Here is a 23,150-nt window from a genome sequence, read left to right as displayed (position 1 = left end):
CTCCGTTATGCGGCGTTAAACGCGTCCGGGTAGAGGTTCAGAATGTCGGTAATATCCTGCTGAGATAACCCGTGATGTTCATTAATGGCTGCGTTATGGTTCACAAGCTGGATGACCTTGAGAACGTCGCCACGGCAGGAAAAACGGTAGCGCAGGTGTGCGCCGATACCATCCGGGTTTTTCTCATCGATACGCTCCAGTTGAATATCAAGCTGGCGCTCCAGTTCAGACGCATAATTACGCCCGGATGAGAGACGGCAGTAGCGTAGGATGTCATTTTCTGTCCATCCCTCTACTCCAGTACGCAGCATATAGACGCGGGCGCGGTGTTTCTTTGGGGTACGCTTAGGTACTTGTACCGGGCTGGTGGTCGGCGTAATATCAGACGTGCGAATATCTGAGTTAGCCGCCTGCTGTCCGGGGCGGTTTTTCTTTTCCATTACGCCACCTTTCCCCGGCGCTCAGCCAGCCAGTTATTAATCTCTACCGCATCAAAGGCGGTCACGTTATCGGTGAGTTTTACCGGGCGCGGCAGCGTGCCGTTCTTAACCCAGCGGTCAATGGTTGGCATGGATACACCCAGCATTTCTGGAAGGCGGAAACGACGGATGTACCCTGTGGTTGGAATAGCGGAGATTGCCGCTTGATGTGCTGTCATATGTCCTGTAACTCCTGTGATAGCTGTTGAAGTTACGGTAATAATGTGATCTGGGGGATTCGATGTCATCGCAACGAAAAATGGATTTTCGCTGCGAAATTAACTTTATGATTTAAAAGATTTGTTAGCCGATGAGAAATATTCATCCAGTAAGCGGGAGCTTAATTTTAAACCCCTATCCAGCATTTCTGCTTTGAGTGCTTCTTGTGTCCACCTTTTAGAGGTTGGTTCGGCTTTTTTTAAAGCGCTGAGCACCGCGCCAAGCAATAAAAGGCTTTCATCGAGGTTCAGGAGACTGTTGTTATCACTAAGTGTTTTCTTTTCAAATTCTTCAATATTTTCTTTTCTGAATACGAATTCGACATTACCCAGCCCATCAGCAGGATAGAAAAAGGGATGATAACCATCGAGGCTAAAGTCAACAAACCTCTGTGATTCTTTGTCGTACAGTTTAGGTTTTCCATTTTCATCTGACTTGATGGCATATTCATTGAACGCGTTCAGAATATTCACCAGACCAAATTCTGTTAAGAGGAAAGCACCTTCCATGTTGTGAAATTCACGGGGAACCTTGTCGCGTGAAAGGTCAAACTCGTGCATAACATCTAAAGATTCTGCCCCAACCATCGGTAGATCGTATATGCCATGATTTATACGAAAAACATCACTGACTCTTTCTATATCTTCGTATTCATAATCTAGTTGCTCGTTAGAATAGAACTCATCACCAGCAATGGTTCTAATTATTGCGCCGTCGCTATTGGCTTCAATAATCCATTTTTCACAAACCTTTCGTTGTGATGTTTTGATGACCTGTGATGCGATAGCGTAACGGCCTTCATCCAGCATTGCTGAAATTGTAATGTGGCCTTCTACAGCCAATTGTAGACAATCGGCTACAGATACCTTTTCACCGAGTGTTGTGGTTAACCTGTTTGCGGTTTCCTCGATGGTCAACCAACTTTTTAACTGGAACAGTTTGCTCATAGCGTAACCTTTCACGCAATGCCTAAAATAGGATTGAGTCAGGCGGTAAGGCTATCCGCTTTTCGTCCCGTCGAACTAGGCTCAATCTGTTCTTACGATAGCTTATGCGCCTTTATGATAGGCGTCACGTTGTAATCTTCACCGCGTTCCAGTGCCACCAGCAAATCACACCACAACATAAGTGCGGCTTTGCGCTCCTCAAAATATTGGTAGCGGTTATAAATCCCTTCAACACCCTTAATTCTGTGGTTAAGGCAGCGTTCGGCCACCACTGGATCAACGCCCAGCGCAGCAAGATGGGTACGGGCAGTACGCCGGAAATCATGAATGGTGTAGTTGGGTACATCGGGCATTTCAGCGCGAACCTTTGTCAGCGCAACGGGCAGGGTGCTTTCCTGAATATGGGGGATCATGCGGTTTTGCATCTTTCTGGCAGGTAATACCCATTTGCTATTGCACGAAAAGGTGCGCAGTTCTCGCAGCCACTCTACTGCTGGTGACGGCAACGGTATGTCAATGGCATCGCCGTTTTTACTTCGTTCTTCTGGCAGATGCCAGATTGCCCCCTCAAGATCGAATTCTTCCCAGCGGGCGGCACATAGTTCCATTTTACGTACGCATAAGGTTAGCAGGAGCTTGAATGTAAGCTCATTCTGGCGGCTAAACCCTTTAGCCTGTCGCATGGCTTGAAACAGTCTGATTAACTCGTCACGGGTTAGCCATCGTTCACGGGCAACCTCTTTCCCGCCAGCGTCCGAAACCTCAAAGGCTGAGCACGGATTTATCTCCAGCGCGTGCCGTTTAATTCCGTAATCAAATATGCGGCGCGTCCAGCGCAGAACGTCCGTCGCTATGGTTGGCGCTCCTCGGTCAACAATGCCTTTTAGCATGTCGTCAATGTGGCGTGGTTTCACGTCCTCCACCCTCATTTGACCAATACAGGGGTTTATATCTTTGTCGATGCGGCGACGGAGAATGTCAGGGTGCTTCCAGCGCGGCAGGATCTGACGCTCGAAATATTCTGCGGCAAGCTGAGAAACACGCATGGCGTTTTTTTCATCTTCAATTTTTGCCAGTGCTTTGGCTTTACGTTCCTGTTTCTCCCCGGCAACGTCGTAGCCTAAAGATACGCGGGCGGATAGCTCTTTGGCGGTTTCTCTGGCTTTGGCTAGTGACAGTTCAGCATAAGAGCCAATTAGCATCGCTCGTGACTTCCCGGCAAGCTTATATCTGAATCTCCATGTGGGGGTCTTATCAGCTTCACGGTAGCGGAGATATAATCCGTTCCCGTCAGCCCGTCCCTCGAATCGCTCCCCGGCCTTAATCCATGCGCGGATCTGCATATCAGTCAGTTTTGGCATTTTGCGAATATCCAAACTTTGAATGGGGGTGTACCCAAAGCGATGTACACAAACCTCATTGGGTACACCTTTGTGTACACCCTAATCATGCGCTTTGTTGCGTCGTTATGATAGCCCATGACAACAAAAAAGCCCGCTAGATTGCGGGCTTGATGTGATTGATGCGTCTTTGTGAATCTTGCTGATAGCTTACTCGATATTCTGAATCTGCTCGCGCATCTGCTCGATCAGAACTTTAAGCTCAATCGCAGAATTGGTGACATCCGCATTGATGGATTTGGACGCCAGGGTATTCGACTCGCGATTAAATTCCTGCATCATAAAGTCGAGACGACGGCCCACGGCCTCTTTCTTCTTCAGGATGTTATAGGTTTCTTTAACGTGCGCTTCCAGGCGGTCGAGCTCTTCGGCGACGTCGATGCGCTGCGCCATCAGCACCAGTTCTTGCTCGAGGCGGTTATTTTCCAGCTGAACTTCGGCATCTTCCAGTTTGGCGACCAGGCGTTCACGCTGCCATTGCAGAATTTCCGGCATGTGGGCGCGCACTTTGGCGACTTCATTGCTGACGCCTTCCAGGCGCTGCTCGATCAGCGCTTTCAGCGCCTGACCTTCCGTTTCACGGGCAATAATGAAAGCATCCAGGGCTTTATCCAGCGCCGACAGAATTTCAGCGGTAATGGCGTCCAGATCCTGTTCCTGTGCCGCCATCACGCCTGGCCAGCGCAGAATATCGACCGGGTTAATCTCGCCTTCATCGCTCTGCATTTTGACCCAGTTTGCCGCGTTAACCAGTTGTTTAGCCAGCTTCTCATTGAGGATCAGCTCGCCTTGCGCGCTGGCGTCAGGCTCAAAACGCAGAGTGCATTCGACTTTACCGCGCGTCAGACGCGTGCGCAGACGCTCGCGGACCACCGGCTCCAGGCTGCGGAACTGTTCTGGCAGGCGGAAATAAGTTTCAAGATAACGCTGGTTCACTGAGCGCAGTTCCCAGGCGGCGCTGCCCCACTGGCCCTTGATTTCATGGCGGGCGTAGGCGGTCATACTGCGGATCATAGACGTTCCTGTTTTTAAAGGAGTGATGGAGGGATTATAGCTATCCCTCACCTGCCAGGATAGGAATAACCGCCGGAAGTCCGTATAATGCGCAGCCACATTCGTTTCAAGCCGGAGATTTTATCATGCGTCCAGCAGGCCGTAGCGCTAACCAGGTGCGTCCCGTCACCCTGACCCGTAATTACACAAAACACGCTGAAGGCTCCGTGCTCGTCGAATTCGGTGAAACCAAAGTCCTGTGCACCGCGTCTGTTGAAGAGAGCGTGCCACGTTTCCTGAAAGGCCAGGGCCAGGGTTGGATCACCGCAGAATATGGCATGCTGCCGCGCGCCACGCACACCCGTAACGCGCGTGAAGCGGCGAAGGGCAAGCAGGGCGGTCGCACCATGGAAATTCAGCGTCTGATCGCGCGTGCGCTGCGTGCGGCGGTTGATTTGAAAGCGCTGGGCGAGTTCACCATCACTCTTGACTGCGATGTAATCCAGGCCGATGGCGGCACCCGTACTGCGTCTATCACCGGCGCTTGTGTTGCGCTGGCCGATGCGCTGAACAAGCTGGTCGCCGCCGGTAAACTGAAAGCCAACCCAATGAAAGGGATGGTGGCCGCGGTTTCCGTCGGAATTGTGGGCGGTGAAGCAGTATGCGACCTTGAGTATGTTGAAGACTCGGCAGCAGAAACCGACATGAACGTGGTAATGATGGAAGATGGCCGCATGATTGAGGTGCAGGGCACCGCAGAAGGCGAGCCGTTCAGCCACGAAGAGCTACTTACCTTGTTGGCGTTGGCCCGAGGGGGTATCGAATCCATTGTAGCGACGCAGAAGGCGGCGCTGGAAAATTGATTATTAAGGCGACTGAGAAGTCGCCTTTTTTTTGTCCGTAGAAAAGTAAGTAAGGAGCGAATCCATGAAACCGTATCAGCGCCAGTTTATTGAATTTGCGCTTAGCAAGCAGGTACTGAAGTTTGGCGAATTTACGCTGAAATCCGGGCGCAAGAGCCCCTATTTCTTCAACGCCGGGCTGTTTAATACCGGGCGCGATCTGGCGTTGTTAGGCCGCTTCTATGCCGAAGCGCTGGTCGATTCCGCGATTGATTTCGACCTGCTGTTTGGCCCGGCCTACAAAGGTATTCCAATTGCCACCACCACCGCGGTTGCGCTGGCGGAGCATCACGACCGCGATCTGCCCTACTGCTTTAACCGCAAAGAAGCGAAAGATCACGGCGAGGGCGGCAGCCTGGTGGGTAGCCCGCTTCAGGGGCGCGTAATGCTGGTGGATGATGTTATCACCGCTGGTACGGCGATCCGTGAATCAATGGAAATCATTCAGGCCAACGGCGCTACGCTTGCTGGGGTGTTGATCTCTCTCGATCGTCAGGAGCGTGGCCGTGGCGAGATTTCGGCGATTCAGGAAGTGGAGCGCGACTACGGTTGCAAAGTTATCTCCATCATCACCCTGAAAGACCTGATTGCGTATCTGGAAGAAAAACCCGACATGGCGGAGCATTTGGCCGCTGTTCGCGCCTATCGCGAAGCGTACGGCGTCTGATCCATCACGCTGCGGGTATCCGCCCGCAGCGTGATGTGCCGAGTGGTTTTCCCCGCAATGCCCATGCTATGCTTTCTGTGCCAGCAGTGGCGATAGCGTTTCTGGAGTTATCCAGAAGGGTCGGCGAGTCGCCGACTTAACGCCCGCAGTTCACTCATATACCCAAAGTCGTTCCATTGTATCTCGGCACGTTTCACGTGCGCGCGCTGTCGCGCGAAGTACATTTCCACGCCTTCGGGATGGTTTTCGAGTATCGCCGCTGTTGGCACCCACTTTTCTCAGCGATGTGGAGCGTTGAATGGATGCGACCCGGGTTTGCCTTCTGGCGCTGGACTTATTTAGCTCTCCGGGCTGGAGCGCGAACGAAGAGATACGCAGGCTGTATGCACTCAGCAACAGCACGTCGAAGCATTACCGGGCTATCATGTTGTCGAAGCGCGACGGAGGCGAGCGGCAGATCCTGGCACCCGATTATTTGTTGAAAACGGTGCAGCGCAATATCCTAAAGAACGTCCTCTCGCATTTCCCTGTTTCACCCTTTGCAACGGCCTATCGCCCCGGCAGTACTGTGGCGCACAACGCGCGGCCTCATCTTTCTCAACCGCAGATCCTGAAGCTTGATATTGAAGGCTTTTTTGACAATATCAGTGGGCTACAGGTGTGGCGGGTTTTCCGGCAGACCACATTACCCAACGCTGTGGTGACGATGCTGACCCACCTTTGTTGTTATCGCGATGCGTTACCGCAGGGGGCGGTCACCTCGCCGGCGATCTCGAACCTGGTCATGCGGAGTTTTGATGAACGGATGGGCCGCTGGTGTCAGGAGCGCCATATTGCCTACACGCGTTACTGCGACGATATGACCTTTTCCGGCGAGTTTTCCGCCCGGCAGGTGCGCATTAAAGTCGCTGCGCTGCTGGCTGAAAGGGGGTTACGGCTGAATAAACGCAAAACAGCGCAGATACCCGCGCATAAACAACAGACGGTGACGGGTATCGTGGTGAACGAAAAGCTGCAACTTTCCCGCGAACAGCGGCGATTGTTGCGTCAGGAAGTGCATTTCTGCCGGAAATTTGGTGTTGCGTCGCACCTTAGCCACAGCGGACAGCCGACAGAATCGGCTCTGCGTTATCTTCAACGTTTGCAGGGGAAAATAGCCTGGCTGCTACAGGTTAACCCGGACGATCAGGGGTTCAGACAGGCGCTGCATGATGTGCAGCAAATGATAAGGCAGATTGCTCTGCCTGAGACACGTTAGCGAAGCTGCGTGGCCATGAGCGGCCAGCGGGCGTCAAAATCGTCGGTGGGGCGATATTTGAATTCGCTGCGGACAAAGCGAGAGAGCATTCCTTCACAGAAGGCGAGCAGCTGGCTTGCCAGCAGGGTTTCATCCGTCTCGTAGCCTTCACCTTCACGCATTTTTCGCTCGCGCAACACCTGACGCAGCTGGGCTTCAATGCGTTCAAAAAGCTGATTGATACGCCCCTGCAGGCGGTCCTGCTCGAACATCAACGCGTGGCCGGTGAGAATACGCGTCAGGCCAGGATTACGCTCACCAAACCCGAGGATCAGCAGAACAATCAGGCGCAGACGCGCGGTGGTGTCCTTTTCATCTTTTAAAATCAGGTTGATGCGGGTAATCAGGCTATCTTCGATAAACTCGATAAGGCTATCGAACATGCGTGTTTTGCTGGGAAAGTGACGATAGAGCGCCGCTTCGGAAACGCCAACTGAAGCCGCCAGTTTTGCTGTGGTAATGCGTTGGCTACCATCACTGGATTCAAGCATCAGCGCCAGAGATTGAAGTATTTCTTCGCGACGATTCCGTTTCGCAGTTTGCTTTTCTGCCATGTTCTAAAATACCCCTGAAAATAAATGCTCGTCAGGCAGACATCCACACAGTGACCGCAAATCCGAATTTGCAGTGATGTTATTGCATTATGACGCTGTGGGATGCGTTCAAATGTCTCCACCCTGCATGAAGCCGGGCAGAGACAGGACCGGTTACTGACGCCCGGAGTGGCCGAAGCCGCCCTCGCCACGTTCGGTGGCATCGAAATCTTCTACCAGATTAAACTCGGCCTGCACGACCGGGACAATAATCATTTGTGCGACGCGTTCACCAGGTTCGATGGTGAAGGTGGTTTGCCCACGGTTCCAGATTGAGACCATCAGTTGCCCCTGATAATCAGAATCGATAAGGCCCACCAGGTTACCCAGAACGATACCGTGTTTATGGCCCAGACCCGAGCGCGGCAGCATCATCGCCGCCAGAGAAGGATCGGTGATGTGAATCGCCAGACCGGTCGGCAGCAGCGTCGTTTGACCCGGCTCCAGTACGATTGCGCTATCAAGGCAGGCGCGCAGATCAAGCCCTGCAGAGCCAGGCGTTGCATAGGTAGGCAGCGGGAATTCCTGACCAATACGCGGGTCCAGAATCTTAACGTCGATTTTTTTCATCATAACGGGTAACGATCTCGTTCAGTAAAAGTTGGCCCAGCAGCGCTTTGCTGCTTAACGGTAAGCGCTTATCGCCGTCCTGCCAGAAAAGGTGTAATGCATTGTTATCGCTATTAAAGCCTTGATTTGCCTGTGATACATCGTTAGCGCAGATCAGATCGAGGTTTTTGCGGGCGCGTTTTTGCCGCGCATATTCTTCCACATTATTCGTTTCGGCGGCAAATCCGACAACATAAGGACGGTGCGTTTTTAGGGCTGCAACGCCTGCCACGATGTCCGGGTTTTTCACCATTTTAATAATGAATTCATCGCCCTGCGTGTCCTGCTTTTTAATTTTTTCATCGGCAATGACGGCCGCTCGATAATCAGCGACGGCGGCACAGCCAATGAAAATATGCTGCTTTTGCGCGCCAGCCTGCACGGCTGCATCCATTTCCTGCGCGGTTGTCACGTCAATGCGCTGCACAAAGGCAGGCGTCGCGAGCGACACCGGGCCGCTCACCAGAGTGACATTTGCGCCGCGCTGAGCGGCAGCCTCCGCAATAGCAAAGCCCATCTTGCCGGAGCTGTGATTGCTGATATAGCGAACGGGATCTAACGGTTCGCGGGTTGGGCCCGCCGTAATCATGATGTTCAGATGTTGCAGATCTTTGACAGGCGAAAAATGCGCCGCAGCCATATCGACGATGGTTAACGGGTCGAGCATGCGGCCCGGTCCGATATCACCGCAGGCCTGGCTTCCGCTATCCGGGCCCCAGATAAGCAGGTCGCGAGATGCCAGAACGGACAGATTATGCTGCGTGGCTGACGCACGATACATCTGTTGATTCATCGCCGGCACGACGGCAACCGGTGATGGTGTCGCCAGACAGATGGTGGAAACCAGGTCGTTGGCCATACCAGCCGCTACGCGAGCAATAAGGTCAGCCGTGGCGGGGGCGAGAATCACGAGATCCGCCCATTTTCCCAGCTCGATGTGGCCCATTGCCGCTTCTGCCGCCGGGTCTAGCAGGCTGTCGGAAACCGGATAACCGGAGACGGCTTGCAGGCTCAGCGGGGTGATGAAAGCTTTCGCCGCCTCGGTCATGGCAACGCGTACTTCGGCGCCACGGTCGCGCAGACGGCGCACCAGTTCGGGGGCTTTATAGGCCGCGATACCGCCGCTCACGCCGAGAACAATTTTTTTTCCGGCCAGGCTCATCATGATTCTTTCCTGTCGAGTTCATCTGAAAGTGGGATTTTATCACAATATTTTCGGGGTCGTGCGGTTAGGGAGTATCCACTTTGCGAGGGGCTACGCAAGAGTAAAAAGTGACCCGCGCAGGTCGCACGTTGCTGTGGCAGGATGGCGAACATTGTCAGGGAGGAGCCGATATGGATAGCTCAGATGCGCTGATGCCGCGCGAAAAAATGCAGAAAATGGGCATCGAATCACTGTCCGATGTGGAGCTGCTGGCGCTGTTTTTACGCACCGGCACGCGGGACAAAGACGTTATGACCTGGTCGCGTGATTTACTGCATCATTTTGGCTCACTGTATGAGCTGCTTTCGGCGTCGGAACAGGAAATCACCGAACAATACGGCATGGGGCTGGCGAAGTACGCGCAATTAAAAGGCATCGCTGAACTGGCGCGACGCTATTTTAGCCTGCGGGTGTTGGCTCGAAACGCGCTACTGAGCCCGGAGATGACGCGTGAATTTTTGCAAAGTCAGCTCAGCGACGAAATGCGTGAGATCTTTATCGTGATCTTTCTCGACAACCAGAATCGGGTACTAAAACACAGCCGACTTTTTGCCGGCACATTAAGCCACGTGGAGGTGCATCCGCGCGAGATTGTACGAGAAGCCATCAAAGTGAACGCGGCTGCGGTGATCCTTGCGCATAATCATCCTTCAGGGAGTGCTGAACCCAGTAAATCAGACAGACTTATCACCGAAAGGGTGGTAAAATCATGCCAATTCATGGATATACGCGTCCTTGACCACCTCGTTATTGGGCGTGGTGAGTATGTCTCTTTTGCCGAACGCGGCTGGATTTAGCCGATTATTACGCGATCCACCGGGATCTTTGTCTGTTCGGGACTTGAGCATAACGCCGGGTCAGCGTATACTACGCCACCTTTGAGAATCTCGGGTTTGGCATTTGGGCCTGGCAATCGAGAGTTCACTTAGAACTATGCGATGACCGGGCTGTAAAGCCTGACGAGGCGCCGATACCCCATACGAAGCTCGAGCTAATTTGATTTTTGGAGAATAGACATGTCCCGAGTCTGCCAAGTTACTGGCAAGCGTCCGGTGACCGGTAACAACCGTTCCCACGCACTGAACGCGACTAAACGCCGTTTCCTGCCGAACCTGCACTCTCACCGTTTCTGGGTTGAGAGCGAGAAGCGTTTTGTCACCCTGCGCGTATCTGCTAAAGGTATGCGTGTAATCGATAAAAAAGGCATTGATACAGTTCTTTCTGAACTGCGTGCCCGTGGCGAAAAGTACTAAGTACTTAGAGGAAATAAATCATGGCTAAAGGTATTCGTGAGAAAATCAAGCTGGTTTCTTCTGCTGGTACTGGTCACTTCTATACCACCACGAAGAACAAACGTACTAAACCGGAAAAACTGGAACTGAAAAAATTCGATCCAGTTGTCCGTCAGCACGTTCTGTACAAAGAAGCTAAAATCAAATAATTTTAGATTCGATGTCACGAAAAACCTCGCCTCGGCGGGGTTTTTTGTTTTCTGGCCGTCCCCATATTGAAGACATCAGTTAGACAGTCGGAGACGCTATGCCTGAATTACCCGAAGTCGAAACCAGCCGCCGCGGCATTGAACCGCATCTGGTTGGCGCAACCATCCAGTATGCGATTATCCGCAATGGACGTCTGCGCTGGCCCGTCTCCGATGAAATCCACCGCCTGAGTGACAAACCCGTTCTCAGCGTTCAACGTCGCGCCAAATATCTGCTGCTGGAACTGCCGGATGGCTGGATTATCATTCATCTCGGTATGTCGGGTAGCCTGCGCATATTGACGGAAGAACTCCCGGCTGAGAAACACGATCACGTCGACCTGGTGATGAGCAACGGCAAAGTGCTGCGCTATACCGACCCACGCCGCTTTGGCGCCTGGCTTTGGACTAAAGAGCTGGAAGGGCACAACGTGCTGGCACATCTCGGCCCTGAGCCGCTCGGCGACGAATTTAACGCCGAGTACCTGCAACAGAAGTGCGCGAAGAAGAAAACGGCGATTAAGCCCTGGCTGATGGATAACAAGCTGGTGGTCGGGGTAGGGAATATCTATGCCAGCGAATCGCTTTTTGCGGCGGGGATTCATCCTGACCGACTCGCCTCGTCGCTGTCGCCGCAGGAGTGCGCGCTGCTGGTCAGCACCATTAAGGCGGTCTTGTTGCGTTCGATTGAGCAGGGCGGAACCACCCTGAAAGATTTCCTGCAAAGCGACGGTAAGCCGGGCTACTTTGCCCAGGAGTTACAGGTATACGGTCGCAAGGGCGAGCCGTGTCGGGTTTGCGGAACGCCGATCATCGCCACCAAACACGCACAGCGCGCGACATTTTATTGCCGTCAGTGTCAGAAATGAGTGGGTTGCGAGCCGGATGATGTCATCCGGCAAACGGCTATTTGAGCTTTTCCATTAACGCCTGATGGACGTTAGGCGGCAGGAAGTCGGTGACATCACCCTGATGACGCGCCACCTCTTTGACTAAAGAAGAGGAGATAAACGACCACTCTTTTGACGGCATCAAAAACACGCTTTCCAGTTCTGGCATCAGATGACGGTTCATGTGCGCCAGCTGCATTTCATATTCAAAATCCGCCACCGCGCGCAGGCCACGAATCAAAATAGTGGCCTGCCGATCGCGAGCAAAATTGGCCATCAAATCGCTGAAACCGACAACTTCTACGTTATCCAGATCCGCAATCGCCTGTTGTGCCAGCGCGACGCGTTCATTGAGATCAAACATCGGTTTCTTGCTGGGGCTGGCGGCAATTGCCAGAATCACCCGATCGAACATTTTGCTCGCGCGGGTAATGATATCGATATGCCCGTTAGTGATGGGATCGAACGTGCCTGGATAAATCGCCCGTTTTTGCATGACAGCCTCAGTGCGCTCTGGGTGGCAGATAAGGTTCCAGCAGTTGCAGCATGCGCTGTAGCGCGCCCTGATTTTGGTAGAGCACTTCAACTGCGTGTCGACCGTAGAAATTACGATAATCTTCGTCGGTCAGTAAAGAGGAAATCTCTTTCACCAGCGACGCGGCGTCGGTCACCGTGATCAGGCCGCTGGCCTGATCGAGACGCGCGCAGATGTCTTTAAAGTTGAACGTGTGTGGCCCCATGAGAACCGGAATGGCGTGCGCCGCCGCTTCCAGCGGATTATGTCCACCACGCTCAACCAGCGATCCGCCTACAAATGCGAGGTCTGCAATGCCGTATAACAGCATCAGTTCGCCCATCGTGTCGCCCACTACAACCTGGGTGCTCGCCGAGGGAACTTCGCCAGAGGAGCGTGTGATAAAGCTTAAACCGGCCTGGCGGACCAGGTTGATGGTGTCCGGGAAACGTTCCGGATGGCGCGGGACCAGAATCAACAGCAGGTCGGGGAAGGTTTTCAGCAGTTGCTGATGCGCTTCCAGCATGATGCTCTCTTCGCCTTCGTGCGTACTGGTGGCAATCCATACCGGACGATGCGGCGCCCACTGGCGGCGCAGGGTAATGGCTTTCGTCGCCAGCTGTGGCGTCACGGAGATATCAAACTTCAGGCTGCCGGTGACCGATAGCTGATTGCGTTTCGCGCCCAGTGCAATAAACCGTTCGCCGTCTTCTTCGTTTTGCGCGGCAATGAGCGTTATTCGGCGCAGCAGCGTCTGCACAAACTTGCCGAGTTTGGCATAACCCGCAGCGGAACGCGCAGACAGGCGTGCGTTGGCAATTACCAGCGGGATTTTACGTTTATGCAGTGCGGCAATCAGGTTTGGCCACAGCTCGGTCTCCATAATCAGCACCAGCTTTGGATCGACTTTATCGAGGAAACGGTTGATGGCGTCCGGGAGATCGTAAGGAAGATAAACGTGCTGTACGTCGCTGCCGAAGGCGGAAAGGACGCGCTCAGAGCCCGTAGGCGTCATGGTGGTCACGGTAATCGGCAGATCGGGATAGCGATGGCGCAGGGCGCGCACCAGCGGAATGGCGGCCAGCGTTTCGCCAACGGAAACCGAGTGCAGCATAATGCCGCCCGGCATCAGCGGCTTACGATAAAAACCGTAGCGCTCGCCCCAACGTTTGCGATATGCCGGCGCTTTACGTCCACGCACCCAAAGCCGTATCCAGATCAACGGCTGAATAAGGTAGAGGAGTGATGTGTAGAGCAATTGAAGCATAGTACGCAGCTGGCTTAGGAATGTGCTGAGGATTCTAAGTATTTAGCCCAACCTTTACCATCATTTTTGCCGATTTGGGCTGATTTAGCGGGAAAAATGGCTTTGCGCCATTAAACGTTAAACTATATTTGCTTTTTTATATGATTAATTGAGGTTGTTCCGGCGCGACCCAACGGTCTCGCCCTTAAACAAAACCACTTATGCAATCATATTACTCATTGTTTTAACAGAGAATATACTTAAGTAAGGTTAAAAAATATTCAATTCGGTTTGCTCAGGAATAAGTGATACACTAAGCCGCAATTAGAGCACGACGTCAGTAATCAGGTAACTGTAAGCCTGGGGCGGTAGCGTGCCTTTTTTCAATTCCGACTGGTTATTATCATAAAGAGCCGCTTGTGGAAAAAACGTTCACCCGAATTCTGGTTATTAAAATGCGTTTTCATGGGGATATGTTGCTGACTACGCCAGTTATCAGCACGCTGAAACGTAATTACCCTGATGCGAAAATCGATATGCTGCTGTATCAGGATACGATCCCCATTATTTCGGAAAATCCGGAAATCAATGCGTTATATGGCATCAGCAATAAAGGCACAGCGGCAACCGCGAAAATAGCGAATTTTTACGGATTGGTGAAAACCCTGCGAGCGAATCAGTATGACCTGATTGTCAATCTGACGGATCAATGGATGATTGCGGTGCTGGTGCGTTTGTTGAATGCCAACGTCAAAATCTCCCAGGATTTCGCCCATCGCCAGTCGGCATTCTGGAAAAAAAGCTTTACCCACCTTGCGCCGTTTCAGGGCGAACACTGTGTGCTGCGCAACCTTTCTGCGCTGGCGCCGCTGGGGTTAACTCAAACCTGTCTGGAAACATCTATGCCTTACGCGCCGGAACATTGGGAGCGTATGCGAAAGCAACTGGATGCTTTCGGAGTGGGTGAAAACTATGTCGTCATTCAGCCGACCGCGCGCCAGCCGTTCAAGTGCTGGGATAACGATAAATTCGCGCAGGTCATCGATTCGCTCCAGCAGCGTGGCTATCAGGTGGTGTTGACCTCCGGGCCCGGCGCGGAAGACCTCGCCTGTGTAGAAGATATCGCGGCACAGTGTGCATCTCGCCCGGTGACGGGCCTTGCGGGTAAAACGCGCTTTCCCGAACTGGGCGCGTTAATCGACCATGCCGTACTGTTTATTGGCGTCGATTCGGCACCCGGTCACATTGCCGCTGCGGTAAAAACGCCGGTGATTTGTCTGTTTGGCGCGACTGACCATGTTTTCTGGCGTCCGTGGACCGAAGACATTATTCAGTTCTGGGCCGGGAATTATCAGGCGATGCCGCCGCGCTCGCAGCTCGATCGCAATAAAAAGTATATGTCCGTTATTCCTGCTGCCGATGTGATTGCGGCAACGGAGAAAATGTTGCCGTCGGGAGAGGCGCTATGATCATCGCCTTCTGTCTCTATAAATATTTTCCATTCGGTGGCCTGCAGCGCGATTTTTTGCGCATTGCTCAAACCGTTGCGGCGCGCGGTCATCACGTGCGCGTCTATACGCAATCCTGGCAGGGTGACTGTCCGGCTGAGTTTGAGCTGGTAACCGTTCCGGTGAAATCGCGGACCAACCACGGGCGCAACGCCGAGTATTACGCGTGGGTGCAGACGCATCTGAAAGCACATCCGGCGGATCGTATTATTGGTTTTAATAAAATGCCGGGTCTGGATGTGTATTACGCCGCCGACGTCTGTTATGCCGAGAAAGTGGCGCAGGAGAAAGGCTTTTTCTATCGCCTGACCGCCCGCTATCGTCACTATGCGGCGTTTGAACGCGCCACGTTTGAGAAAGGCAAACCAACGCAATTACTGATGCTGACGAATAAGCAAATCGCCGATTTCCAGAAGCATTATCAAACCGAACCTGAGCGCTTCCATATTTTGCCACCAGGAATTTACCCGGATCGTAAATATAGTCAGCAAATTCCCGACGCCCGCGCGGTTTATCGCGCGAAAAACGGTATTGGCGAACACGATTTCCTGTTGCTTCAGGTCGGTTCCGATTTCAGCCGAAAAGGTGTGGACCGCTCGATTGAAGCGCTGGCCGCGTTACCGGATGCCCTTCGCTGCAAAACCACGCTGTATGTTGTGGGTCAGGATAAACCCGGGCGCTTTGAAGCGCTGGCAACAAAGCGCGGCGTGCGTGAGAACGTCCACTTTTTCTCGGGGCGTAACGACGTCTCTGAACTGATGGCTGCCGCCGATGTTTTACTTCATCCGGCCTATCAGGAAGCGGCCGGGATTGTGCTGCTCGAGGCGATTACCGGCGGCCTGCCGGTACTGGTAAGTGAAGTTTGCGGCTACGCGCACTACATCGCGGCGGCAAATTGCGGTGAGGTACTGGGCGAGCCCTGGAAACAGTCGGCGCTAAATGATGCGCTACGCAATGCATTGACGAATCCGCAACTCCGCCAGGCATGGGCTGAAAATGCCCGCCATTACGCGGATACGCAGGATCTCTACAGCCTGCCTGAGAAGGCGGCTGATATCATAATTGGTGATGTTCATGGTTGAGTTGAAAGAACCTCTTGCGACCCTCTGGCGCGGAAAAGATCCGTTTGAAGAGGTAAAAAAATTGCAGGGGGAAGTTTTCAGAGAGCTGGAAACGCGTCGTACGCTGCGTTTTGAACTGGCCGGGAAAAGCTACTTTCTGAAGTGGCACCGTGGCACTGCGATGAAAGAAGTGGTGAAAAACCTGCTTTCTTTGCGTATGCCGGTACTTGGCGCAGACAGAGAGTGGAACGCGATTCATAAATTGCGTGATGTCGGCGTGGATACCATGTGCGGCGTAGGTTATGGCGAAAAAGGCCTGAATCCGGTGCGCAAAGTGTCGTTTATCATCACCGAAGATCTGACCCCGACCATCAGTCTGGAAGATTACTGCGCAGATTGGGTCAACAATCCGCCACAGCCGCGCGTAAAACGGATGATCATCAACCGTGTCGCGACGATGGTGAGAAAGATGCACCTGGCGGGGATTAACCATCGCGACTGCTACATCTGCCACTTTCTGCTGCATCTGCCCTTTGATGGCAATGAAGAGCATCTGAAGATTTCAATTATCGATCTGCACCGTGCGCAAATGCGTAGCCAGGTACCGCTGCGCTGGCGTGATAAGGACCTGATTGGGCTCTATTTTTCTTCAATGAATATCGGCCTGACTCAGCGAGACATCTTCCGCTTTATGAAGGTTTATTTTGCGAAGCCGTTGCGAGAGATTTTGCACGACGAGAAAAATCTGATGGCGCAGGCGGCAGCAAAAGCTGAACGTATCAGAGAACGAACAGAAAGAAAGCATTTGTAGCCTAAACTAATTATTTGTTTCGCAAGACGAAAATCTAACCTACGATTTATTCTGCAAGCCTGTCGGTTAGCCATAACAACAGATAACACAATTGCGAAACGTTGATTCATCGCGCTGATGAGAAAGAGTGATTAATGAACCAGACTTACTTTGATGAGAGAGACGTCATTCTCTCAGTCAATGATTATAATTATCTGCCTGATTCAGAGGGTAGCGCATTCGATATTGCTTACGGGATTGATAAAAACTTCCTGTACGGTTGCGGTATTTCAATGGCATCAATCCTGTTTGCTAATCGCAATAGTCGTCTGGCGTTTCACGTTTTTACTGATTTTCTGACCGACAGCGTGCGGGATAAGTTTGCTGCGCTCGCGAAGCAATATCAGACTCGCATTGTTATCTATCTGGTGAATTGCGATACGCTGAAGTCCTTACCCAGCACCAAAAACTGGAGTTACGCGACGTACTTCCGCTTCATCATCGCCGATTATTTTGCAGGTAAAAGCGATAAAGTGCTTTATCTGGATGCAGATATTGGCTGCAAAGGAAGTATTCAGGAGTTGATCGACCTTCGCTTTGCCGATAATGAGATTGCTGCTGTGGTGATGGAAGGCAATACCGCGTGGTGGACAAAACGCGCGGAAACGCTGTCGACGCCGGGCCTGGCTGAAGGTTACTTTAATGCCGGCTTCCTGCTCATTAACATCGCAGCCTGGAATGCTGAAGAGATATCGAAACAAGCGATTGAAATGCTGCGGGACCCAGAAGTTACCCGCAAGATAACGCACCTTGATCAGGATGTCCTGAACATGCTGCTGGTGGGCAAAGCGCGCTTTATTAATCCGAAGTTTAATACGCAGTACAGTCTCAACTATGAATTGAAAAAATCCGTTGTAAGGCCCGTGAATGATAAAACGGTGTTTATTCATTACATCGGCCCAACGAAACCGTGGCACCTTTGGGGAGACTATCCGGTTTCAGCCTGTTTTCTGAATGCAAAAAATCATTCACCATGGAAGGATGATGCATTGCTGGCACCGAAAACCGCTGCCCAATACCGATACTGTGCCAAGCATCAGCTCCATCAGAAGCAATTTGTTAAAGGTACATTGAGTTACATTCTTTATTTTAAAAAGAAAATCACAAAATAATATATATATAGGTGATGCTGTGAACTCACTTCCTGTAATTGAAATATCTGAGTATAAAGTCTTTGATGATAGAACTCATACTCATGATGATAATGATGTGCTTAACATTGCGTATGGCGTAGACCGAAATTACCTCGATTGGGTCGGTATTTCTATTACGTCTGTCGTTATCAATAACAGTATCGATATCAATTATCATATTGTTGCTGATGAGTATAACTCATCTTTTCTTACTAATATCGAAGCATTAGCTAAAAAGTATAAACTTAAAATAAGTTTATACTTGATCAATGCCGAAAGGCTGGACTGTCTGCCGAGAACCAAAGTCTGGTCTCGCGCCATGTACTTCCGGTTATTTGCGTTCGAACTCTTTAGCAACAAACTGGATAAACTGCTTTATCTGGATGCAGATGTGTTCTGTAAAGGGCGACTTGATGACCTCGCCGCCTGTGATCTGACCGAAACGATTGCGGCAGTTGTAAAAGATGTCGACTCGATGCAGAAAAAAGTGGTCGATCGGTTAAAAGACCCTGAACTTCAGGGAAACTATTTTAACTCTGGTGTGGTTTATGCCAACTTGCAGGAGTGGGTGAAAAATGATTTAACTCACCGAATTCTGGCAATGCTGACACATGAAAACTACGACAATATTGTCTATAAATATCCTGATCAGGACGTATTAAATATTTTACTTAAAGGAAAAATAAAGTTCCTGCCGAGGAAATTTAATACTATTTATACAATAAAAAGTGAGCTAAAAGACAGAACGCATCAAAAGTATAAAGAAACTATCTTTGATGAAACGGTACTTATCCATTATACCGGTGTTACCAAACCGTGGCATAAGTGGGCTGTTTACCCATCTGTACGTTATTACTTGCAGGCACTTGCGGTATCACCCTGGAAAGACCAGCCACCTCGCGATGCACAGACGATTGTTGAATTGAAAAAACGCTACAAACATCTGCTTGTTCAACACAAATATTACTCCGGATTTGTGGCTGGCGTGTCTTATCTACTGAGAAAACATTCCATTCGCTGAATATTTTATTAACTTTTGGTTTATTATGAGTATTAAACATCACATTAATGATTATGTCGTTTTCACAAAATCAGATGGTGAAAAATACATCGATGTGTTTAACGATTTTTTATCCTACAATATAAAAATTATAAAGGTCTTCCGTAATATTGAAGATACTAAGGTTTTGTTGATCGATACCCAGTACGGGAAAATGATCTTAAAAATCTTTGCACCAAAAGTTAAGCAGAATGAACGTTTCCTGAAAGCAATGGTAAAGGGCGATTACTACGAGAAACTGTTCGAACAAACTGAGCGTGTCAGAAAAGAAGGCCTCGACTCTGTTAACGATTTCTATCTCTTAGCGGAGAAGAAAACGTTACGCTTTGCGCATTACTACATCATGCTGATTGAGTATATTGAAGGTGTTGAACTGGTTGATATTCCTGAAATTGACGATGAACTTAAACAGAAAATAAAAGCATCAATTTCCGGATTACATCAGCACGGTATGGTTTCTGGCGATCCGCACAAAGGCAACTTTATCATTGAAGATGGCGTTGTCAGGATTATTGATTTATCGGGTAAGTCCCCTTCGTCTATGCGCATGGCCAAGGACCGTATTGATCTTGAACGTCATTATGGCATTGTTAATGAGGTTAAAGATGCAGGTTACTATCGCCTTATTTTTAAGAAAAAGTTCCGTAATTTTATTAGAAGACTTAAAGGAAAAGAAGTTCGGTAAACTCATTAGTTATTATATGCGTCACCAATAGTTTTAGAAAAATTTATACTTAAAAATTATTGATGATCCAGAAATATAGAGTCAACTGTGGACAAACCCTGGTTTTAATTGTATATGCTTTATACGTTTTTGTGGAGTTCATCGTAGTTTAAGTTTGCTGCATTTGCCGGCGAAAAGTAGCCTATCTCTACAGGTTTTTTATGAAACACATTAAATATATTACACATGCTGATGTTCAGAGCCTGATTGAGCAGAAAACATCGGACGATGCGATCATTTTTCTGTCAGGCCCAACATCAAAGAAGACGCCACTTTCTGTACTAGAAAGTAAAGATGTCATCACAGTAAATGGCTCTGCAGACTATCTACTCAGTCATAATATTGCGCCATTCATCTACATTTTGACGGATGCGCGTTTTTTGCATCAACGGCGTGACGATTTCTACCGTTTCAGCCGCGGTAGTCGCTTTACGATCGTAAACACGGATGTTTATGAAGAGGCCTCAGAAGAGGATAAAAAATATCTTCGCGAAAATTGCCATATCCTCAAAGCATTTTATAAGCGCGAGAAGGGTGGAATAGCGAAGAAAATTAAACTCGCGGTGTTAAGACGCTTGTATCGCAATTTATTGATTAAGGTACCCTTTTCGAAGAGAGGACGCCTTGTTGGTTTTTGTAAGGATATAGCGATTGGTTACTGCTCATGCCATACCGTTGCCTATACGGCGATTCAGATTGCTTACTCGTTATGTTATTCGCGGATTGTATGTTCCGGACTCGATCTTACCGGTACCTGTCAGCGTTTTTACGATGAAAGCAATAATCCGATGCCGTCTGAGCTCAGTAAAGATCTGCATAAAATTTTGCCGTTCTTTGAGTTTATGAGCCACAACGTGCCTGATATGCGTATCTATAATCTGTCTGATGACACCGCAATCAGTTACGACATTATTCCTTTTATCAAAGTCTCAGAGCTGGCTGATGCGGCGCCTCAAAAGAGTGTGAATGCTAAAAAAAAATTCACTTCTGACGATACGCGTGTTCATGCATGATCAACATCAAGAACCTTTTGTTCAATAAAACCATGTGCTGGTAAACAAGATGCGCCTTGGAACATTTCATAAGAAAAAAAGATTATTAATAAATAAAATTAAAATCAACTTTCTCTCTTTTCTTTTTAGATCTAAAGGTGTGAGTCCTGTACCTGCAAACTGTATCAAAAGCTGTTTGCTTATTCATGATAATAGTAAGCTCGGCGATCTTATTGTATTGAGTGCACTTTATCGTGCTCTCGCTGAGAGAAATATATCTTTATCTATTATCTCCTGTGGTGTCGGGCATGCATTTTTGAAAGCCAACCCAGGCATTACCCACTTCTTTATCAAAGATTCAAATAATATTCCGGACGTTCTGAAGCTGCGCGGGGAGCTTGCGCGGCATCAATTCGATGTTGTGTTGGATCCTTTTGAAACGCAGCCCAGCTTCGGCCATGCGCTGCTTCTGTCAGGATTAAGAAAGCATTATATCCTTGGCTTTGATAAGTGGTACAAACGCTACTACTCCAGCTATCATCCGCATGATGAGCAGCTAACGGAGCACATGGCCACGCGTACACGCGTTATCTGTGAGCATCTCTTCGGCGAAGGCGTTCAGTACGATGAGCGTTATGATTTACCGCTTCCTGCTGATGTGGAACAGCAGTTACAAGAGTTTGTCGGGGATTCAAAGGTGGTGATTGTTAATCCCATCGGAGCAAAGAAAATTTGTCGGATGTCGAATCAGCAAATCCAGCTTATCGATAGCTGGTTAAAAGAGAATCATCCGGAACTGCGAATTATTTATACGGGGCATCCAAAAGACCTTCCGCTGATCCCGGTTGAGAATATCGAGACGCTGCCCTTTAAAGATTTCATCCACGCCGTCGCGCTGACTAAATATTGCCAGTACGTTATCTCCGTTGATACTGCGCTGGTTCATATTGCTTCTGCTTATGACAGACCCACGCTAGCCTTTTATCCGAAAGCGAGGCATGAAGATTATCCGTCACCGATCATTTGGGCACCGAATAATCTACGAGCGCAGCAGGTGATATCGCCAACCTGTAGCGCATGCGATATCAAAGAGACAGTCTTGCTGGATGCTTTAAAACGCTTATTCCAGTAAAAAAGTGAGCCATTATGGCTCACTTTTTTTTGGTTTTATTATTCCGGTCTGGCGGGGAGTTCTCGCTGGCTCTGGAAGAAGAGCAGTACCGTTGTACCGCAGATAATAATGATTGGCACACTGCGTGACCAGATCAGTACATCGCTTAACCCCAGGCCAATGACGGCCAGAGTAAACGTAAACAGGCCGAGCGAACGGTAGTAATAGACGGCGTAGAATAATCCGGCATAGAACAGCAGCGTTGATAATACCCCCACCAGTCCTTTCAGCGAGCCCGCTTCAATAAACTCATTATGCAGGTGCACATTGAGGAAGGGCATTATTCCCATCAATGATTTATCCTTTGCAACCAATGCCTTCGCGCTCTGAGCGCGTTCCTCCGCACTGCGCCATGCCAGCGGCGCCTCTTCAAAAATATCAAACCCGACCTGATACATCGCCAGGCGTGCGCCTAATGAAGACTGGCTGTTGTTTTTGGTCTGGTATTTCTCGATATCGTGCATTGCACTTTCATAGCGTTGAGATATCGGCTTACTGAAGATGAAGCTCAGGACAACGAGTAAAGCGAGGAAAGTAATAACGGATAAAAAGAGCTTTTTGGGTGCCTTACTAAAGTAGAGCACCAGCGTGATGGCACAAATTACCGGGAATAGCAGTACCGCAGAGCGAGTTTGCGTGAAGATTAGCGCCGTGAAGATAGCAGCAGTATTCAGCAGAAACAGCAGAGGATGGCTTTTCTCGACGTAGAGAATTGATATCGCGCTGATAATGCCAATCAGCATGATGGAGTAGGCCGCGCCCGTTGCCGTACCGATACCGAAATCAATCCGCGCCATACCGGCATTAAATTTAAGCCAGGCGGCATAGCCAAAAATAATAAATGACACTGCGTAAAAGAGATAAAGCAGCGCATCCTTCTTTACTTTAAATTTTGATGTCGATGCCAGTAGAACAATAAATGTTCCGAACAGAAAGATTTTCGCGGTGTTCAGATAGCTGTGATACGTGGCCCGAAAGGGTGAGTTATCCACTTTGAACAGGGAATACCAGATAACATCTACGATACCGATCAGTAAGATAGCCGCTGGAAGAATGCAGGCTTTGCCTGTTAGCGCGGCTGTTTTTCCCCTTGCGATTAACGTCAATATGGCCAGAATCCCGGTAATATTAAATAACTTCATGCTTAAGTTATTATTAATTAGCGCGGTAATTAATGTCACAGCACAGAGCGCAAATGTGATGATTTCCAG

At 49.9% G+C, this 23,150-nt stretch carries 26 protein-coding genes; 15 read left to right on the top strand and 11 right to left on the bottom strand.

Features of this window, described 5'->3' with window-relative positions; all coding sequences use genetic code 11:
• Positions 1 to 5 precede the first annotated feature (5 nt).
• The 5 genes from F0Q32_RS14970 to F0Q32_RS14950 all read right to left on the bottom strand — a co-directional run bounded on the left by F0Q32_RS14970 (position 6) and on the right by F0Q32_RS14950 (position 4,059).
• Positions 6 to 440, bottom strand: a complete 435-nt coding sequence (locus tag F0Q32_RS14970; protein ID WP_055322429.1) for a hypothetical protein — start codon at positions 438 to 440, stop codon at positions 6 to 8.
• Positions 440 to 658: an AlpA family transcriptional regulator gene (locus F0Q32_RS14965; protein ID WP_055322430.1), complete on the bottom strand. Its 219-nt coding sequence runs from the start codon at positions 656 to 658 to the stop codon at positions 440 to 442. Before F0Q32_RS14965 ends, F0Q32_RS14970 begins: the two co-directional genes overlap by 1 nt.
• 105 nt (positions 659 to 763) lie before the next feature.
• A complete protein-coding gene (locus F0Q32_RS14960) occupies positions 764 to 1,645 on the bottom strand; it encodes a hypothetical protein (protein ID WP_087713536.1) in 882 nt (293 codons plus the stop codon).
• A gap of 92 nt (positions 1,646 to 1,737) precedes the next feature.
• Complete coding sequence (locus tag F0Q32_RS14955; protein ID WP_149463714.1) at positions 1,738 to 3,006, bottom strand: site-specific integrase; 1,269 nt, start codon at positions 3,004 to 3,006, stop codon at positions 1,738 to 1,740.
• A gap of 189 nt (positions 3,007 to 3,195) precedes the next feature.
• On the bottom strand, positions 3,196 to 4,059 hold the full coding sequence (locus tag F0Q32_RS14950) for a YicC/YloC family endoribonuclease (protein ID WP_015962460.1): 864 nt from the start codon (positions 4,057 to 4,059) through the stop codon (positions 3,196 to 3,198).
• A gap of 125 nt (positions 4,060 to 4,184) precedes the next feature.
• Between F0Q32_RS14950 and rph the strand changes: the two genes are divergently transcribed.
• The 3 genes from rph (at position 4,185) to F0Q32_RS14935 (ending at position 6,865) form a co-directional block, all read left to right on the top strand.
• A complete protein-coding gene (gene rph / locus F0Q32_RS14945; protein WP_149463713.1) occupies positions 4,185 to 4,901 on the top strand; it encodes a ribonuclease PH in 717 nt (238 codons plus the stop codon).
• A 64-nt stretch (positions 4,902 to 4,965) separates the two neighbouring features.
• Positions 4,966 to 5,607 (top strand): orotate phosphoribosyltransferase, encoded by a 642-nt coding sequence (pyrE, locus tag F0Q32_RS14940; protein ID WP_149463712.1) that lies wholly within the window; start codon positions 4,966 to 4,968, stop codon positions 5,605 to 5,607.
• Positions 5,608 to 5,905: 298 nt separating this feature from the next.
• The gene (locus F0Q32_RS14935; protein WP_149463711.1) at positions 5,906 to 6,865 is read left to right on the top strand and encodes a reverse transcriptase family protein; all 960 of its coding nucleotides are present in this window, start codon (positions 5,906 to 5,908) and stop codon (positions 6,863 to 6,865) included.
• Here the strand turns inward: F0Q32_RS14935 and slmA are convergent.
• The 3 genes from slmA to coaBC all read right to left on the bottom strand — a co-directional run bounded on the left by slmA (position 6,862) and on the right by coaBC (position 9,268).
• Positions 6,862 to 7,458 (bottom strand): nucleoid occlusion factor SlmA, encoded by a 597-nt coding sequence (gene slmA, locus F0Q32_RS14930; RefSeq protein ID WP_108476537.1) that lies wholly within the window; start codon positions 7,456 to 7,458, stop codon positions 6,862 to 6,864. The genes F0Q32_RS14935 and slmA overlap by 4 nt on opposite strands.
• 153 nt (positions 7,459 to 7,611) lie before the next feature.
• Entirely contained in the window at positions 7,612 to 8,070 is a 459-nt protein-coding gene (gene dut / locus F0Q32_RS14925) for a dUTP diphosphatase (protein WP_149463710.1), read from the bottom strand.
• A complete protein-coding gene (coaBC, locus tag F0Q32_RS14920) occupies positions 8,048 to 9,268 on the bottom strand; it encodes a bifunctional phosphopantothenoylcysteine decarboxylase/phosphopantothenate--cysteine ligase CoaBC (RefSeq protein ID WP_149463828.1) in 1,221 nt (406 codons plus the stop codon). The genes dut and coaBC overlap by 23 nt, the downstream gene beginning before the upstream one ends.
• A 173-nt stretch (positions 9,269 to 9,441) precedes the next feature.
• On the opposite strand from coaBC, the gene radC reads away from it, so the two are divergent.
• From radC to mutM, 4 genes are all read left to right on the top strand, one after another.
• Entirely contained in the window at positions 9,442 to 10,107 is a 666-nt protein-coding gene (gene radC / locus F0Q32_RS14915; RefSeq protein WP_149463827.1) for a DNA repair protein RadC, read from the top strand.
• Between the two features lie 219 nt (positions 10,108 to 10,326).
• Complete coding sequence (gene rpmB, locus F0Q32_RS14910) at positions 10,327 to 10,563, top strand: 50S ribosomal protein L28 (protein WP_002436699.1); 237 nt, start codon at positions 10,327 to 10,329, stop codon at positions 10,561 to 10,563.
• A 20-nt stretch (positions 10,564 to 10,583) separates the two neighbouring features.
• Positions 10,584 to 10,751: a 50S ribosomal protein L33 gene (gene rpmG / locus F0Q32_RS14905; RefSeq protein WP_003024094.1), complete on the top strand. Its 168-nt coding sequence runs from the start codon at positions 10,584 to 10,586 to the stop codon at positions 10,749 to 10,751.
• A 98-nt stretch (positions 10,752 to 10,849) separates the two neighbouring features.
• Positions 10,850 to 11,659, top strand: coding sequence for a bifunctional DNA-formamidopyrimidine glycosylase/DNA-(apurinic or apyrimidinic site) lyase (gene mutM, locus F0Q32_RS14900; protein WP_149463709.1), 810 nt, complete (start codon positions 10,850 to 10,852; stop codon positions 11,657 to 11,659).
• A gap of 37 nt (positions 11,660 to 11,696) precedes the next feature.
• Here mutM and coaD read toward each other — a convergent pair whose 3' ends face one another.
• The gene (gene coaD, locus F0Q32_RS14895) at positions 11,697 to 12,176 is read right to left on the bottom strand and encodes a pantetheine-phosphate adenylyltransferase (RefSeq protein ID WP_149463708.1); all 480 of its coding nucleotides are present in this window, start codon (positions 12,174 to 12,176) and stop codon (positions 11,697 to 11,699) included.
• Positions 12,177 to 12,183: 7 nt separating this feature from the next.
• A complete protein-coding gene (gene waaA / locus F0Q32_RS14890; protein WP_149463707.1) occupies positions 12,184 to 13,461 on the bottom strand; it encodes a lipid IV(A) 3-deoxy-D-manno-octulosonic acid transferase in 1,278 nt (425 codons plus the stop codon).
• Positions 13,462 to 13,859: 398 nt separating this feature from the next.
• Between waaA and rfaQ the strand changes: the two genes are divergently transcribed.
• The 8 genes from rfaQ (at position 13,860) to F0Q32_RS14850 (ending at position 21,900) form a co-directional block, all read left to right on the top strand.
• A complete protein-coding gene (gene rfaQ / locus F0Q32_RS14885; protein WP_149463706.1) occupies positions 13,860 to 14,909 on the top strand; it encodes a lipopolysaccharide core heptosyltransferase RfaQ in 1,050 nt (349 codons plus the stop codon).
• Positions 14,906 to 16,030: a glycosyltransferase family 4 protein gene (locus F0Q32_RS14880; RefSeq protein ID WP_149463705.1), complete on the top strand. Its 1,125-nt coding sequence runs from the start codon at positions 14,906 to 14,908 to the stop codon at positions 16,028 to 16,030. The genes rfaQ and F0Q32_RS14880 overlap by 4 nt, the downstream gene beginning before the upstream one ends.
• Positions 16,023 to 16,820: a lipopolysaccharide core heptose(I) kinase RfaP gene (rfaP, locus tag F0Q32_RS14875; RefSeq protein WP_149463704.1), complete on the top strand. Its 798-nt coding sequence runs from the start codon at positions 16,023 to 16,025 to the stop codon at positions 16,818 to 16,820. The genes F0Q32_RS14880 and rfaP overlap by 8 nt, the downstream gene beginning before the upstream one ends.
• A 134-nt stretch (positions 16,821 to 16,954) precedes the next feature.
• Positions 16,955 to 17,971: a lipopolysaccharide 3-alpha-galactosyltransferase gene (waaO, locus tag F0Q32_RS14870; RefSeq protein ID WP_149463703.1), complete on the top strand. Its 1,017-nt coding sequence runs from the start codon at positions 16,955 to 16,957 to the stop codon at positions 17,969 to 17,971.
• Between the two features lie 19 nt (positions 17,972 to 17,990).
• Positions 17,991 to 19,013, top strand: a complete 1,023-nt coding sequence (locus tag F0Q32_RS14865; RefSeq protein WP_149463702.1) for a glycosyltransferase — start codon at positions 17,991 to 17,993, stop codon at positions 19,011 to 19,013.
• 25 nt (positions 19,014 to 19,038) lie between these two features.
• Positions 19,039 to 19,737: a lipopolysaccharide core heptose(II) kinase RfaY gene (gene rfaY / locus F0Q32_RS14860; RefSeq protein WP_149463701.1), complete on the top strand. Its 699-nt coding sequence runs from the start codon at positions 19,039 to 19,041 to the stop codon at positions 19,735 to 19,737.
• Positions 19,738 to 19,937: 200 nt separating this feature from the next.
• A complete protein-coding gene (gene waaZ / locus F0Q32_RS14855) occupies positions 19,938 to 20,789 on the top strand; it encodes a 3-deoxy-D-manno-oct-2-ulosonate III transferase WaaZ (RefSeq protein WP_149463700.1) in 852 nt (283 codons plus the stop codon).
• A gap of 49 nt (positions 20,790 to 20,838) precedes the next feature.
• The gene (locus F0Q32_RS14850; protein ID WP_149463699.1) at positions 20,839 to 21,900 is read left to right on the top strand and encodes a glycosyltransferase family 9 protein; all 1,062 of its coding nucleotides are present in this window, start codon (positions 20,839 to 20,841) and stop codon (positions 21,898 to 21,900) included.
• Positions 21,901 to 21,938: 38 nt separating this feature from the next.
• Here F0Q32_RS14850 and F0Q32_RS14845 read toward each other — a convergent pair whose 3' ends face one another.
• The gene (locus F0Q32_RS14845) at positions 21,939 to 23,081 is read right to left on the bottom strand and encodes an O-antigen ligase family protein (protein ID WP_370516885.1); all 1,143 of its coding nucleotides are present in this window, start codon (positions 23,079 to 23,081) and stop codon (positions 21,939 to 21,941) included.
• Between the last annotated feature and the right edge of the window lie 69 nt (positions 23,082 to 23,150).

This window comes from Pseudocitrobacter sp. 73, from assembly GCF_008369545.1.
GTDB lineage: Bacteria > Pseudomonadota > Gammaproteobacteria > Enterobacterales > Enterobacteriaceae > Pseudocitrobacter > Pseudocitrobacter vendiensis.
This window is presented reverse-complemented; position numbering and strand designations above follow the sequence as displayed.

What these genes read in the sequence shown, in the direction of transcription:
- F0Q32_RS14970 (WP_055322429.1), bottom strand. Translation starts at nt 440, where the DNA reads ATGGAAAAGAAAAACCGCCCCGGACAGCAGGCGGCTAACTCAGATATT.
- F0Q32_RS14965 (WP_055322430.1), bottom strand. Translation starts at nt 658, where the DNA reads ATGACAGCACATCAAGCGGCAATCTCCGCTATTCCAACCACAGGGTAC.
- F0Q32_RS14960 (WP_087713536.1), bottom strand. Translation starts at nt 1,645, where the DNA reads ATGAGCAAACTGTTCCAGTTAAAAAGTTGGTTGACCATCGAGGAAACC.
- F0Q32_RS14955 (WP_149463714.1), bottom strand. Translation starts at nt 3,006, where the DNA reads ATGCCAAAACTGACTGATATGCAGATCCGCGCATGGATTAAGGCCGGG.
- F0Q32_RS14950 (WP_015962460.1), bottom strand. Translation starts at nt 4,059, where the DNA reads ATGATCCGCAGTATGACCGCCTACGCCCGCCATGAAATCAAGGGCCAG.
- rph (WP_149463713.1), top strand. Translation starts at nt 4,185, where the DNA reads ATGCGTCCAGCAGGCCGTAGCGCTAACCAGGTGCGTCCCGTCACCCTG.
- pyrE (WP_149463712.1), top strand. Translation starts at nt 4,966, where the DNA reads ATGAAACCGTATCAGCGCCAGTTTATTGAATTTGCGCTTAGCAAGCAG.
- F0Q32_RS14935 (WP_149463711.1), top strand. Translation starts at nt 5,906, where the DNA reads ATGGATGCGACCCGGGTTTGCCTTCTGGCGCTGGACTTATTTAGCTCT.
- slmA (WP_108476537.1), bottom strand. Translation starts at nt 7,458, where the DNA reads ATGGCAGAAAAGCAAACTGCGAAACGGAATCGTCGCGAAGAAATACTT.
- dut (WP_149463710.1), bottom strand. Translation starts at nt 8,070, where the DNA reads ATGATGAAAAAAATCGACGTTAAGATTCTGGACCCGCGTATTGGTCAG.
- coaBC (WP_149463828.1), bottom strand. Translation starts at nt 9,268, where the DNA reads ATGAGCCTGGCCGGAAAAAAAATTGTTCTCGGCGTGAGCGGCGGTATC.
- radC (WP_149463827.1), top strand. Translation starts at nt 9,442, where the DNA reads ATGGATAGCTCAGATGCGCTGATGCCGCGCGAAAAAATGCAGAAAATG.
- rpmB (WP_002436699.1), top strand. Translation starts at nt 10,327, where the DNA reads ATGTCCCGAGTCTGCCAAGTTACTGGCAAGCGTCCGGTGACCGGTAAC.
- rpmG (WP_003024094.1), top strand. Translation starts at nt 10,584, where the DNA reads ATGGCTAAAGGTATTCGTGAGAAAATCAAGCTGGTTTCTTCTGCTGGT.
- mutM (WP_149463709.1), top strand. Translation starts at nt 10,850, where the DNA reads ATGCCTGAATTACCCGAAGTCGAAACCAGCCGCCGCGGCATTGAACCG.
- coaD (WP_149463708.1), bottom strand. Translation starts at nt 12,176, where the DNA reads ATGCAAAAACGGGCGATTTATCCAGGCACGTTCGATCCCATCACTAAC.
- waaA (WP_149463707.1), bottom strand. Translation starts at nt 13,461, where the DNA reads ATGCTTCAATTGCTCTACACATCACTCCTCTACCTTATTCAGCCGTTG.
- F0Q32_RS14880 (WP_149463705.1), top strand. Translation starts at nt 14,906, where the DNA reads ATGATCATCGCCTTCTGTCTCTATAAATATTTTCCATTCGGTGGCCTG.
- rfaP (WP_149463704.1), top strand. Translation starts at nt 16,023, where the DNA reads ATGGTTGAGTTGAAAGAACCTCTTGCGACCCTCTGGCGCGGAAAAGAT.
- waaO (WP_149463703.1), top strand. Translation starts at nt 16,955, where the DNA reads ATGAACCAGACTTACTTTGATGAGAGAGACGTCATTCTCTCAGTCAAT.
- rfaY (WP_149463701.1), top strand. Translation starts at nt 19,039, where the DNA reads ATGAGTATTAAACATCACATTAATGATTATGTCGTTTTCACAAAATCA.
- waaZ (WP_149463700.1), top strand. Translation starts at nt 19,938, where the DNA reads ATGAAACACATTAAATATATTACACATGCTGATGTTCAGAGCCTGATT.
- F0Q32_RS14850 (WP_149463699.1), top strand. Translation starts at nt 20,839, where the DNA reads ATGCGCCTTGGAACATTTCATAAGAAAAAAAGATTATTAATAAATAAA.
- F0Q32_RS14845 (WP_370516885.1), bottom strand. Translation starts at nt 23,081, where the DNA reads ATGAAGTTATTTAATATTACCGGGATTCTGGCCATATTGACGTTAATC.